14 protein-coding genes are annotated in these 11,859 nt (G+C 69.6%); 6 read left to right on the forward strand and 8 right to left on the reverse strand.

Annotated features, from left to right (window positions below; all coding sequences use genetic code 11):
• Positions 1–89: 89 nt before the first annotated feature.
• Entirely contained in the window at positions 90–965 is an 876-nt protein-coding gene (locus ACWEMY_RS07195; RefSeq protein WP_452389251.1) for an SDR family NAD(P)-dependent oxidoreductase, read from the forward strand.
• Positions 962–1,600, forward strand: a complete 639-nt coding sequence (locus ACWEMY_RS07200; RefSeq protein WP_375932266.1) for a TetR/AcrR family transcriptional regulator — start codon at positions 962–964, stop codon at positions 1,598–1,600. Before ACWEMY_RS07195 ends, ACWEMY_RS07200 begins: the two co-directional genes overlap by 4 nt.
• Here ACWEMY_RS07200 and ACWEMY_RS07205 read toward each other — a convergent pair.
• From ACWEMY_RS07205 to ACWEMY_RS07220, 4 genes are all read right to left on the reverse strand, one after another.
• Complete coding sequence (locus ACWEMY_RS07205) at positions 1,576–2,283, reverse strand: TMEM165/GDT1 family protein (RefSeq protein ID WP_375932269.1); 708 nt, start codon at positions 2,281–2,283, stop codon at positions 1,576–1,578. The two genes, ACWEMY_RS07200 and ACWEMY_RS07205, sit on opposite strands and share 25 nt — an antisense overlap.
• A 357-nt stretch (positions 2,284–2,640) precedes the next feature.
• Positions 2,641–3,168 carry a peptidase gene (locus ACWEMY_RS07210; protein WP_375932272.1) on the reverse strand — a complete coding sequence of 176 codons (528 nt, stop codon included), beginning with the start codon at positions 3,166–3,168 and terminating at the stop codon, positions 2,641–2,643.
• 154 nt (positions 3,169–3,322) lie between these two features.
• Positions 3,323–3,946 (reverse strand): superoxide dismutase, encoded by a 624-nt coding sequence (locus ACWEMY_RS07215; RefSeq protein WP_375932275.1) that lies wholly within the window; start codon positions 3,944–3,946, stop codon positions 3,323–3,325.
• A 170-nt stretch (positions 3,947–4,116) separates the two neighbouring features.
• Positions 4,117–4,728, reverse strand: a complete 612-nt coding sequence (locus ACWEMY_RS07220) for a hypothetical protein (RefSeq protein WP_375932278.1) — start codon at positions 4,726–4,728, stop codon at positions 4,117–4,119.
• Positions 4,729–5,095: 367 nt separating this feature from the next.
• Here ACWEMY_RS07220 and ACWEMY_RS07225 point away from each other — a divergent pair, with 367 nt between their 5' ends.
• The 4 genes from ACWEMY_RS07225 to ACWEMY_RS07240 are packed head-to-tail and all read left to right on the forward strand — an operon-like array spanning position 5,096 to position 8,231.
• Complete coding sequence (locus ACWEMY_RS07225; protein ID WP_375932280.1) at positions 5,096–5,455, forward strand: rhodanese-like domain-containing protein; 360 nt, start codon at positions 5,096–5,098, stop codon at positions 5,453–5,455.
• 19 nt (positions 5,456–5,474) lie between these two features.
• Positions 5,475–6,503 (forward strand): DUF4328 domain-containing protein, encoded by a 1,029-nt coding sequence (locus tag ACWEMY_RS07230; protein WP_375932283.1) that lies wholly within the window; start codon positions 5,475–5,477, stop codon positions 6,501–6,503.
• Positions 6,500–7,261, forward strand: coding sequence for a glycerophosphodiester phosphodiesterase (locus tag ACWEMY_RS07235; protein WP_375932286.1), 762 nt, complete (start codon positions 6,500–6,502; stop codon positions 7,259–7,261). Before ACWEMY_RS07230 ends, ACWEMY_RS07235 begins: the two co-directional genes overlap by 4 nt.
• A 49-nt stretch (positions 7,262–7,310) precedes the next feature.
• Entirely contained in the window at positions 7,311–8,231 is a 921-nt protein-coding gene (locus ACWEMY_RS07240; RefSeq protein WP_452389252.1) for a DUF5926 family protein, read from the forward strand.
• A gap of 60 nt (positions 8,232–8,291) precedes the next feature.
• On the opposite strand, the gene ACWEMY_RS07245 is transcribed toward ACWEMY_RS07240, so the two are convergent.
• The 4 genes from ACWEMY_RS07245 to ACWEMY_RS07260 all read right to left on the reverse strand — a co-directional run bounded on the left by ACWEMY_RS07245 (position 8,292) and on the right by ACWEMY_RS07260 (position 11,817).
• Positions 8,292–8,840, reverse strand: a complete 549-nt coding sequence (locus ACWEMY_RS07245; RefSeq protein ID WP_375932292.1) for a ferritin — start codon at positions 8,838–8,840, stop codon at positions 8,292–8,294.
• Positions 8,841–8,937: 97 nt separating this feature from the next.
• Complete coding sequence (locus tag ACWEMY_RS07250) at positions 8,938–9,468, reverse strand: ferritin (protein ID WP_452389253.1); 531 nt, start codon at positions 9,466–9,468, stop codon at positions 8,938–8,940.
• A 9-nt stretch (positions 9,469–9,477) separates the two neighbouring features.
• Positions 9,478–10,902: an LCP family protein gene (locus ACWEMY_RS07255; protein WP_452389254.1), complete on the reverse strand. Its 1,425-nt coding sequence runs from the start codon at positions 10,900–10,902 to the stop codon at positions 9,478–9,480.
• 132 nt (positions 10,903–11,034) lie between these two features.
• The gene (locus ACWEMY_RS07260) at positions 11,035–11,817 is read right to left on the reverse strand and encodes a CPBP family intramembrane glutamic endopeptidase (RefSeq protein WP_452389310.1); all 783 of its coding nucleotides are present in this window, start codon (positions 11,815–11,817) and stop codon (positions 11,035–11,037) included.
• Positions 11,818–11,859: the final 42 nt, after the last annotated feature.

Below are 11,859 nucleotides of genomic sequence, written 5' to 3' on the forward strand. Positions count from 1 at the left end.
ACGTGGTGCCTATCACGCTGCCCGACTACCCGGTAGGAGCTGGTGAATTACCGGTGAACAGGCGTGTTTTCCGGTGGTAACGTGCCGTCATGAGTTGGTTCTCCGGGCCATCGGTGGCCGGGCGCAAGGTACTGATCACCGGTGCGGCGCGCGGGATCGGCGCGGCGCTGGCGGTCCGGCTGGCCGCGCAGGGGGCGCAGGTGGCGCTGCTCGGTCTCGAACCCGAACTGCTGGCCGAGGTGGCCGCCGAATGCGGCGACGCGCCCTGGCGCTACTGCGATGTGGCCGACCGCGCGCAGGTCGAACGGGTGGTCGAGGCGCTGGTGGCCGAGCTGGGCGGGCTCGACGTGCTGGTCGCCAATGCCGGGATCGCCAAGCAGATGGCCATGATCGGCGGCGACCCCGGCGTGCTCGAGGAGACGCTGGCGGTCAATGTGCTCGGCGCGGCCTATGTGGTGCAGGCGGCGGGGGCGCATATCGCGCGACCGGGCGGGTATGTGCTGATGATGTCGTCGATCTCCACCGCGGTCCAGCTGCCGCTGGCCGGTGCCTACAGCGCCTCGGCGGCCGCGATCGAGGCGCTGGCCATCACCCTGCGCTGCGAGCTGCGCTCGACCGGCGCCAGGGTCGGCATCAGCTATTTCGCCGAGATCGACACCGACATGACCCGGCGCGGCTTCGGCACCACCGCCGCGCACACCGTCCTCGCCGAGATCAGTCTCACCGGCATCTCGCCGATCGGACCGGCCGTCGAGGCGCTCGAACGCGCCATCGCCCGCCGATCCAGGACCGTGGTCTCCCCCTGGTGGGTGGCGCTGGTGCTGCCGGTGCGACCCTTGGCGCAACTGGTGGTGCAGCGCCTGCTCGGCAACAAGGTCGACCGCGCGGTGGAGATCGCCCGCACCGAGGAAGTCCCGTTCACCACCACCCAGCCTGCCCGTCCACGCAGAATGGAACGACGATGAGCGATTCGGCACTGCGCCCGCTGCCGCGCGGCAGGCACCACCTCTCCCGCGAAGAGGTGGTGGCCTCCCAGCGTGAGCGCATCCTGGTCGCGATGGGCGAGGCGATGACCGAGGGCGGCTACGTCGGCACGCCGGTGGCGGCGGTGCTCAAGCGCGCCGGGGTCTCCCGCGAGACGTTCTACGAGCTGTTCCGCTCCAAGGAGGACTGCTTCGCCGCCGCATTCGATCGCGTCTCGGGCCTGCTGGCGGCCAAGCTGCAGGCGGTGATCGCCGAGTGCGCCGACACCGACGCGCTCACCAGGATGGACTGCATCCTCACCGCCTACTTCGACCACATGATCGACGATCCCGCCTCGGCCCGGCTGTTCCTGGTCGAGGTCTACGCGGTGGGCCCCTCCGCGATCGAGGCGCGGATGGCCCTGCAACAGCGCTTCGTCGAGGTGGTGGCCACCATGCTCGGCGCCGAGACCGAGGAGCAACGCTTCGCCTGCGCGACCCTGGCCGCTGCGATCGGCGCCATGGTCACCGGCCGGATCGCCGCCGACGAGCTCGACAGCCTGCGCGGCCTCAAGGACGAGCTGATCGCCCTCGCCAGCCGGTCCGGCACGCTCTACGGCAACGCCTTCGCCGGCTGATCGGCCGGGCTCGGCACGCTCTTGCGGCTGAGCTTCCACACGCCGACGCCCGCGCCGGTCACGGCGGGCGCCAGCAGGGCCACCGCGACACTGCCCCAGCCACCCAGACCGGGCACGAAGGCGTCGAGCACCGTCTTGGCGGCGAAGAACAGGAACAGCAGGCCCGAGGCGATCGCGATGCCACGTTCGGGCAGGTGCTTGCCCGCGAGCTTGCCCACCAGGATGGCCAGCGCGCCCGCGGCGACCATGCCCGCCACCGAGCCGATCCACACCGCCAGCCAGCTGTTGTTGGAGGCCAGCGCGGCGGCGGCGAACATGGTGCGGTCGCCGAGTTCGGCGAGCATGAAGGCCGAGATCACGACCAGGAAGGCATTGCGGGTGCTCGGCGCGGGGGTCTCGTCGGCCTCGTCGGCGGCGCCCAGCGCGTCGCGCAGGGTCCACAGGCCGACGGCCAGCAGGGTGAGCGCGGTGACCACGGCGATGGCGTTCGCCGGCAGCGCGGTACCGAGGAAATGGCCGACCCCGGCGGCGATGAGATTGACCGCGACACTGGCGACGCTGATCCCGGCCAGCACCACCCACCAGCGATAACGCAGCGCGAAGGTCAGCGCCATCAGCTGCGATTTGTCGCCGAGTTCGGCGAGGAACAGCACGCCGAAGCTCAACAGGATCGTGGTGATCATGAATTCAGCTCCCAGGACAACACTCCGGCCTGTGGCTGAGGAGACGGGTGCGCCTTCAGCCACACCGGTCTACGGATCGGTTCGTGGCCGAAGGTCTCGCCCACCGGTGGTCACCGGTTCACACAGCCGGACCGCGCCGAGGCGCCGATCAGTATGTCGACTGTGTGATTGCGGGCTACTCCCCTTCGCTGCTGTCCACCCTAGCCCGATAGCTGCCGAGATGCCAACCCTGTGTAATCGAAATCGCCCTGGCCACAATAAGTTTGGCTGAGCGGCCCGGATAGTTCGGGTGCCCTGATTCCGGTGGTCCGGACGGCCGTTGCCAGCCATTCGCCGGACCGCTTCTCGCCGAAAGCCTCAGGCCGCCAGCAGCATCGCGAGCACGGCGGTGTCGGGATCACTGATCAGATCCATCCCGACCCGGCTCACCAGCGAGGTGACCGTCCCGTCCAGTTCGGCCTCGGCCCACGCCGCGCGGTGCTCCAGGCCCAGATGCGGCACGCCGGGCAACAGCACGCAGCCCGACGCCGCGCCCGCGCACTCCGGCAGCGAGGGCCGTGTCTCCGACGGTGGATGCAGCATCAGCAGGGCGGGCGGCACGTGCGCGGCGAAGCGCCCCGGCTCGATCGCCTCGTCGCCGAGCACCGGACCCTCCGCCAGCACCAATCCGACCGTGCCGGGCTGGGGATCGTCGGGCAGTTCCTCGCGCACCCCGAACACGGTGGTGGTCAGCAGCAGGCCGGGCATCGAGGCCACCCGCACCGCGAGCACCAGCACCTGCGCCCACTCCTTGGTGGTGTCGGGCCACCGGCCCGAGACCACGAACCCACACAGCTGACCGCGCGCCTGGAACGGCGTGATCCCGATCGGACCCTGCGTCGTCATGATGGCCTCCCGATGTCCGGGGGCGACTTTGCCCGTATAGATCAGGGATAACCCGAAACCCATCTGGCACACAAGTACCACTGAGTGCCAGGAACTGGGCAAACAACGCAAAAGACCTCCCAGCGGTGCGCTGGGAGGTCTCTCGAGGCGGGACTCAGCCGAAGATGAGGCCCTTGCCCTGGCCCACGGCGCGGGCGAAGCGGTCCTGCACGTCGGCCCAGTTGACGACGTTCCAGAACGCGGTCACGTAGTCGGCCTTGACGTTCTTGTACTGCAGGTAGAAGGCGTGCTCCCACATGTCGACCTGCAGCAGCGGGATGATGCCGATCGGCACATTGGCCTGCTGGTCGTACAGCTGGAAGGTCAGCAGGTTCTGGCCCAGGGTGTCGTAACCCAGGACGGCCCAGCCGGAGCCCTGCAGGCCGTTGGCGGCCGCGGTGAACTGCGCGCGGAACTTGTCGAACGAACCGAACTGGTCGTCGATCGCGGCGGCCAGCTCGCCCTCGGGCTTGTCGCCACCGTTGGGGGAGAGGTTCTTCCACCAGATGGAGTGGTTGGTGTGGCCACCCAGGTGGAACGCCAGGTTCTTCTCGTGCAGGAAGATGGCGCCGTGATCGCCGGACTCGCGAGCGGCTTCCAGCTTCTCGAGTGCGGTGTTGGCGCCCGCGACGTAGGCGGCGTGGTGCTTGGAGTGGTGGATCTCGTTGATCTGCCCCGAGATGTGGGGCTCCAGTGCGCTGTAGTCGTAATCCAGATCCGGCAGCGTGTACTCGGCCACGTTGTCCCTTTCCTGTGTCGGGCTGTGTGCGCCCATCCGTTCGAGCACACCAACCATCATTCGTACACCCGCTCGCTGCAACCTTCTACACGCGCCTCCACATTCCCCTTCTGCTCACCGCGAGGTGAATGTGGTGGTGCGCGCCGGGAAATACGCGCGCTCGGCGTGACTCACAGCGGCGGTGCGACGTCCGCCTTGGAGGCCCGCGCGTCACCGGAATCGTGTGCGGCCCACCAGCGGCGCCCGCCGGCGATGAACTCCGCCATCGGGATCTCCTGGCCCGCCAGGTCGGTGACGGTGATCCGGTCGAACCAGACGCGCACGTCGAGTTCGCGCGGGTCGATGCCCTCTTCCTGGGAGAACTCGATGACATGCGCGGCGATGCGCTGATCGAGCACGGTGTCGAAGCTGAGCAGCTCGCTCCACAGCGTCCAGCCGCTGTCGTCGAGGTCGATGAACTCCCAGCCGTGCAGGCCGCCGCCGCCGAAACTCTCGATGGCGTCGTCGAGCTGGTCGAGGGTCAGCGGCAGGACGCGGGCGTCGATGTCGTCCCAGCGCTGGATGCGCAGGGAGGCGGCGACGCGGGTGACGCCGGTGAAGGTGAGCAGGACTTTGGTGTCGGTGGGCGCGGGTCCGTCCGCGGGTAGCGTCAGCACCTCCAAGGCGAGTTGCAGCCGTCCGGCCGCGGCGTCCACTTCTACCCCGAGACAGGTGGATTCGGACAAAGCGGTATTCAGGCCGTTGATGTCGAAACTGTCGAGTAGCCCCCTGCTCGTGTTCATGCGCTCAGGCTACCGATCCGCCCGCCCAGATCCCAGGATTTAGGATTTTCTCTACGGATGTCGTTTTTATGGAACCGAATCGAGCCGGCTCGCGTCCAAGTAGATGTCGGGACCGCTGAGACCGCGGAATCCCGACGTCAGCGGCGAACGACCGCTCCGGGATGACATGGAGGGGAGTCCCGGATCGGTCGTTCCCGCTAGTCGTCCCAGGGCTCGACATCGGTTGATAGCCCGATCCTCATGAATGTGTGCTGACCGATAGCTGAGACCTGTGGATCAAGTTGTGGATTCTGTGGATAACCGGGATCGATGCACCGACCCCGCACAGGAGCGCCCGGGCCCTGGCCCGGCATGGCAGGATCGAGGCGTGACGAGCTCCGATGTCCCGACGGTGCCGGTGGGTGCGGTACCCGCCGCGTTCGACGACGCCGAACCGGCCCCCGGCGCCCAGCTGCTCGACGTGCGCGAACCCGACGAATGGGCCCTCGGGCACGCGCCCGGCGCGATCCACATCCCGATGGTCGACGTGCCCGCCCGGCTCGACGAGATCGACATCGACGCGCAGGTGTACGTCGTGTGCAGGCAGGGGGGCCGCTCGATCGAGGTCGTGCGGTATCTGGCCCATATCGGGTACGAGGCGGTGAACGTCGCGGGCGGCATGGTGGCGTGGCAGCGCACCGGCCGCCCGGTGGTCGCCGACGGCGAGCACGAAGCCAAGATCTACTAGTCCGGAACGGGGTGCGCGGGTGAGTTCGGTGGTGCAACCATGTGCACGCTGTGGCGCGCGGTGGGCGGTGCAGGGCGCGCCGATGCACTGGTGCCCGCGCTGCCGGGGCGTGCTGCTCTCGCCCGGCACGGTCGACGCCCCCGCCGCGCAGCGCAACTACCGCTGGGTCGCCCGCAGGCCCGACCACCGCACCCGGCGGCCCACCGCGTCGAGCACCTCCGCTCCGCTGGGCCCCACCCCGCACTACACCGAGACCCCGCGCTGGGGCCTGCTCGACGCCCCGCCGCAGGCCACCGCGGCGCCGCGCCGTCCGCTGCGCGGGCTCGCCGCGCGCCGTGACCAGCTGCTCATGGCCAGCGTGCAGGTCTTCCTGCTGGCCGGCCTGGCCGAATACGGCCGGTATCTGATCCTGCTGCGCAACCGCACACGGCTCATCCCCGAATGGCTGCTGTGGCTGTCCGACTCGGCCGTGTGGGTCTTCGGCACGCTCGCGCCGATCGTCGCCCTGGTGACCGCGCTGTCGCTGGTGGCCTGGCTGATCGAGGCCCGGCGCGACGCCTTCGCCGCCGACGGCCACCGTGATCCGCGCAGGCGCTGGACCCTGATCGCGGGCTGCCTGATCCCCGGGGTGAACCTGATCTGGCCCGGCGTCTTCCTCACCGAACTGCTCGGCCCCGACCCGAATCCGCGGGCGCTGCGCGCGGTGCGGGTCTGGTGGGCGGCCTGGGTGGTCAGCGGGCTGATCCTGGTCGCCGCGACGCTGTGGCGCGACGCGGGCACCCTGCAGGCCGAGGCCGACGGCGTCTCGTTCACCGGATTCAGCGACCTGTGCGCGGCCGCGTTCGCGGTGCTCACCCTGTGGACGGTGCGTCTGCTCGAAGGTCGTGACCTGCGCGGCGAAGCCCGCACCGCACACCGCTGGGTGCGCGCGGCCGACCCCGCCCAGGTCGTCATCGCCCCGGTCCAGCCGGGTGCGCCCGCGGCGATCGAACGCGCGGATTCCGCCGGCACCGGCGAGAATGCGCTGGAGGAGGTTGTGGCCAAGTGACCCAGGGCAATCGCGCGCCGTTCGTGGTCGCGCATCGCGGCGCGTCCGGGACCCGACCCGAACACACCCTCGCCGCCTACGAGCTGGCCTTGCAGGAGGGAGCCGACGGCGTCGAATGCGATGTCCGGCTCACCCGCGACGGCCACCTGGTCTGCGTGCACGACCGCACCGTCGACCGCACCTCCGACGCCACCGGCCTGATCAGCGAACTGACCCTGGCCGAACTCCAGGACATGAACTTCGGCACCGCCGAACAACCGCAGGGCGTGCTGGCCCTGGCCGACCTGATCAGCCTGGTCCTGGACTGGCGCAGCAGGCCGACCAAGCTGTTCATCGAAACCAAACACCCCGTGCGCTATGGCGCCCTGGTGGAGAACAAGGTGCTCGCCGAGCTGCAGCGCTTCGGCATCGCCACCCCCGCCTCGGCCGACCACTCGCGCGCGGTGGTGATGTCGTTCGCCGCCACCGCGGTCTGGCGCATCCGCCGCGCCGCGCCGCTGCTGCCCACTGTGCTGCTCGGCGAGTCCTCACGTTTCCTCGGCGGCGGCGCCGCGACCACGGTCGGCGCGACCGCCGTCGGCCCGTCGGTGAAGACGCTGCGCGAACACCCGGAACTGGTCGACAAGGCCGCCGCCGCGGGCCGCGCCACCTACTGCTGGACGGTCGACGACCCCGACGACGTGAAACTGTGCGCCGACCTGGGCGTCAGCTGGATCGCCACCAACCACCCCGCGCGAACCAAAGCCGTGTTGAACTGAGTGACGGGGGAGTGAGCGGTGCCATAGGCGCTCGCCCTAGACTTTCCGCGTGGGTAAAAGCAAGCGGAACAGTCCGAAGCCCGACAGTAATCGGGCTCAGCGTCTCGCCGAGCGGCGTGCGGCGCAGGAGCAGGCATCTGCGGCCGTGACGCGGCCGTTCGAGGGGCTTGCTGCCGAATGTGATCTGGTGGCGCTGCGGGAGTTCGTGCCGTCGGCGACCGCGACCTTGAAGCTGGCCCCGGGTGTGGCCGCCCAGCGCGAGGTCACCTTGGCGACGGTGCTGCCGGGTGCGGTGGCGGCGCTGGTGCGGGCGGCCGACGAGCCGGTCGGCTTCGTCGGTACGCAGATGCAGTACCAGGGTGGTGACGCGTCGGCCGATATCGCCGCGGCCATCCTGTGGACCCAGTCGGCCGAGCCGGGCGATTCGCTGACCTCGGCGGAGTCGGTGGCGGGCGGGCCGCGCCTGGCCGACGTCATCGACCCGGGCGCCGATCTCGAGCTGACCGTGCACCAGGACTTCGACTGGTGGGTGCCCGAGGGCGTCACCCCGGACCCGCAGGTCGCGGCCACCATCGAGCAGGCCAAGCAGGCGATCATGCCCTCGGCGCGGCTGGATCTGGGTGCCGACGGCATCGGCGCGGCCTGGTGGGTCGACGCGGGCGACAAGGCGCACGTGCGCTGGGTGCGTCCCGAGGACGAGGACGCGCTGATGCTGGCGCTGGCCCGCGTGCACGCCACCGGTGGCCTGCACATGGGCGAGGGTTCGCGCTTCGCGGGCTCGTTCCGCACGCACGGCCTGCTGGTGCCGGTCTTCGACCTCGATCCCGAGCGTCACCCCACCGAGTGGGAGGCGCCCGCGCGCGAATTCGGCGCCCGCCTGGCCGAGGCCCTGGCGTCGAAGGCGGAGATGACCAGCGCCGAGCGCCGTTCGCGCGACGGTCTGCGGTCGCGTCAGGTCACCCTGCGCTGACCGGCCGGTGACACGACGGATTCGGCTCGCGGGTGCGCGAGCCGAATCCGGGGTCACGAACTAGACGCTGCCGCCCGCGACGGCAGGCGCGCCCGAGGCTTCCTTCGTGGTGCTGAGCTCGCGCCACATGAACGCCTCCAGGTCGAACAGGTTCGACCCGGCGCGATCGGCGATGTTGAGCAGCGTGGTCATGTGCGCGACCTCTTCGACCTGTTCCTTCAGGAACCACTGCATGAACTGCTCGCCGAGGTAGTCGCCCTCTTCGCGAGCGGTGCTGGCCAGGCGCACGATCTGGTCGGTGACCGTCTTCTCCTGGGCCAGCGCGAGCTCGATCGGCTCACGGGCGTTCTCGAAGCTCGACTTGGCCGCGTCGATGCCCGCGATATCGACGGCGATATCCCGGTCGACGAAATACTGCACGATCATCATGGCGTGATTGCGCTCTTCGACCGACTGGGCGTAGAACCGCTTGGCCAGCTGCGGCAGGTCGTTGTTGTCGAACCACACAGCGATCGCGATGTACTGGTGTTCGGCGTTGAACTCATGCCGGATCTGATCTTGGAGCAGGCCGTGGAATTTACTGCGGGGGGGTTCCGGATGAATCGACATGGCCGCAACATTATCCCTGGTCAGAGGGCTTGTCATCCAAGTGCAGCCTTATTGAGGACAGTATTCCCTAACCAAGTATTTCCTAATTGAGCGTCCCCTAAGCGGTGCCCGCCATGCGTGGCGCGGTGGTGTCGACGGGTACCGCGGCGGTCAGTTCGCGGCGAATGAATTCCTCGACATCGAACAAATTGTCCTGCCGGTCCAGCACCGTCAACAGAGTGTCCATCTCGGCGACATCATCGATCTGTTCGCGCAGAAACCACTGCATGAATTGTTCGCCGAGGAAATCACCCGACTCCCGCGCGGTCGCGGCCAGCGCGCTGATCTGCGCGGTCGTGGTCCGCTCACGGTCGAGCAGGAAGGCGATGGCGGCGCGCGGGGAATCGAATTCCGGGCGGATCTCGTCGAGCCCACCGATCGTCACGCCCGCCTCGCGGTCGAGCAGATACTGCACCATCCGCATGGCGTGGCCACGGTTCGCCGCGGATCTGGCATAGGTCTGCGCGGCCAGCTCGGGCAAGCGCTGGGCATCGAAGTAGACCGCGGCGGCCAGATACTGCTGGGCACTGGTGAGACCGTGCCGGACCTGGTCGCGCAGCATGTCGGGAAACGTACGATCCTCGGCCATACATCGACGTTACCGCGTGAGCAGGTCCTCCGGAATCGGCCGATCGTTGGCGAGCGCGTCGAAGAAGTCGGGGGCCTTGGCCTTGTCCCAGAGCAGCACGTTGCCCACATCGGTGTCGTCGAAGCCGCCGATCGGGACGCTGGTGGTCACCGTGTCGCCGCGCATCGCCCAGCCGAGTGCCGCGAGGTTCCAGATGTGGTCGCCCTCGTCGACCTTCAGCGAGCCCGCGACCCCGGTGGCCATCGGCCACAGCGCGAACGGGTTGGCCAGGGTGCCCATGCTGGTCGCCTTCTTCAGTAGCGCCGACATGAAGATCCGCTGGTGGTTCATCCGGTCGACATCGGCGCGCGGGGTGGCGCGGGTGCGCACGAAACCGAGGGCCTGCGGGCCGGTCAGCCGCTGACAGCCCGCGGGCAGGTCGAGCCCGGCCAGCGGGTCGACGATCGGGTCGTCCAGGCACACATCGATGCCGCCGAGCGTGTCGACCACGCTCGCGAAGCCGCCGAAACCGATCTGGGCGTAGTGGTCGATGCGGACGCCGGTGGCCTGTTCCACGGTCTGGACCAGCAGTTCCGGCCCGCCCAGCGCGAAGGAGGCGTTGAGCTTGTCCTTGCCGTAGCCGGGAATGCTGACGTAGGAGTCGCGCGGCAGGCTCACCATCGTGGTCGGCCCGGAGCCGGGGATGTGTACCAGCATGATCGTGTCGGTGCGCTCGGTGCCGTCGATGTCACCGCCGGTCGCGAGTTCCTGTTCCTGTTCGGGTGTCAGGTCACCGCGGCTGTCGGAGCCGACCAGCAGCCAGTTGGTGCCGGGGGTGTTGCCGACCCGGTCGCTGTAGGAGGTGAGCGCGTCGATGCGGGTCAGCGAGTTGTCCAGGTGCACGATCCCCGCGACGAGCCCGACGACGAGCAGCACCACCAGCACGGTGAACCACCGCAGCGGATGACGCCTGCGCCTGCGCCGCGGCGGCTGCGGCTGCCTGCCCGCGTCGGCAGGTGGGGGCGTGCGGCGCGGGGGGAGCGAGTCGTGGTGCGGGACCGGGCGCTGCGTCGGCGCGTGCCGGATGGGCTCGCGCCGCGGCGGCGGCTGGGCATGCGGCTGCCGGGGTTTGACGTGCTCGCGCGGCATCTGCGAGTAGGCCAGCGGCTGGTCGCCACGGCCGTCGCGGTGCATGACCTGGGTGGGCTCGATGTGCGAGGCGGGGGGCCTGCGGTCCGGCGGCGGAGTGTGGCGGACGGTCTGTCCGTCGGCCGGTGGCGGGACGGGGCGTCGGCCGGGGCCGCCCGGCGGTGGCGTGCGGCGCGCGGCCATGGGGTCGCCGCCGGGCGGGCGTCGACCGCCCGCGGGGCCGGCCTCGGCGGGTGGCAGCGGCGGCTGACCGGGGCGGCCCTGGGGTGGCGGCACCCGGCGCCTGCGTGGATCGTCGCCGTTCATCACCGTGAAACTCTACTGATCGTCGGGAGCGCGGGCCGGTTGTGCGCGCTCGGTCACTACTGGATACCCCGCGGGGGCGCCGGTGTTAGCGCGAAACGCGGTCGAGTGGCCGAACTCGCCGCGACACGCCGGTCATGGCAGCCACGACACGCGTCCACGCAGCACGTTGTAGCCGAGGTAGGCGACCGCGTCGATGAGCGCGTGGGCCAGAATCAGCGGCCACAATCTGTTGGTCTTCTGCCAGTAGCGGCCGAAGATGATCCCCATCACGATATTGCCGATCCCGCCGCCGAGGCCCTGATACAGGTGGTAGCTGCCGCGCAGCAGCGCCGAGGTGAGCAGTGCCGAGTTCTCCGACCACCCCAGCTTGCGCAGCCGGGTGAGCAGATAGGCCACCACCAGCACTTCCTCGGCCACCGCGTTCGCGCACGCCGAGGCCACCAGCACCGGTAGCCGCCACCAGTGTTCCGAGAGCGAACTGGGCACGATGGTCACGCTGAAGCCCAGCGCGTGCGCGATCAGATACAGCGCCAGGCCGGGCAGGCCGATCAGCGCGGCCAGCCCGATTCCCGGCAGCACATCGGCGCGCCGGATTCTGGCCAGACCGATCAGCCGGGGCCCGATCCCGCTGCGCCACAGCAGGTACAGGCCCAGCGCCGCCCAGGCCAGCAGCCGGGTCACACCGACGAGCTGGAAGAGCAGGTCGAGCAGGGAATTGTTGGAGCGGGAGGCGTTGAGCGCGACCGTCCGTCCGCCGACGCCACCGGGCGAGAGCGCCGAGTCGATCAGCGACAGGGCCGCGCTGATGCCGCTGAGCCCGAAGGTCACCAGCAACACGATGACGATCTCGCACTGGATCTCGCGGCGGCTGAGCTCGCGGGTCTGCGGTGGCGGGGTCTGCGCTCCGGCGTTCAGGCGCCTGCTCCTTCGCTGTCGGTCGGGCCGGCGTCGCGCCGA

Source organism: Nocardia sp. NPDC004415, assembly GCF_053602435.1.

Bases quoted from the DNA above. Each gene is read 5' to 3' on its own strand.
- ACWEMY_RS07195 (WP_452389251.1), top strand. From the start codon at position 90: ATGAGTTGGTTCTCCGGGCCATCGGTGGCCGGGCGCAAGGTACTGATC.
- ACWEMY_RS07200 (WP_375932266.1), top strand. From the start codon at position 962: ATGAGCGATTCGGCACTGCGCCCGCTGCCGCGCGGCAGGCACCACCTC.
- ACWEMY_RS07205 (WP_375932269.1), bottom strand. From the start codon at position 2,283: ATGATCACCACGATCCTGTTGAGCTTCGGCGTGCTGTTCCTCGCCGAA.
- ACWEMY_RS07210 (WP_375932272.1), bottom strand. From the start codon at position 3,168: ATGACGACGCAGGGTCCGATCGGGATCACGCCGTTCCAGGCGCGCGGT.
- ACWEMY_RS07220 (WP_375932278.1), bottom strand. From the start codon at position 4,728: ATGAACACGAGCAGGGGGCTACTCGACAGTTTCGACATCAACGGCCTG.
- ACWEMY_RS07245 (WP_375932292.1), bottom strand. From the start codon at position 8,840: ATGTCGATTCATCCGGAACCCCCCCGCAGTAAATTCCACGGCCTGCTC.
- ACWEMY_RS07250 (WP_452389253.1), bottom strand. From the start codon at position 9,468: ATGGCCGAGGATCGTACGTTTCCCGACATGCTGCGCGACCAGGTCCGG.
- ACWEMY_RS07255 (WP_452389254.1), bottom strand. From the start codon at position 10,902: ATGAACGGCGACGATCCACGCAGGCGCCGGGTGCCGCCACCCCAGGGC.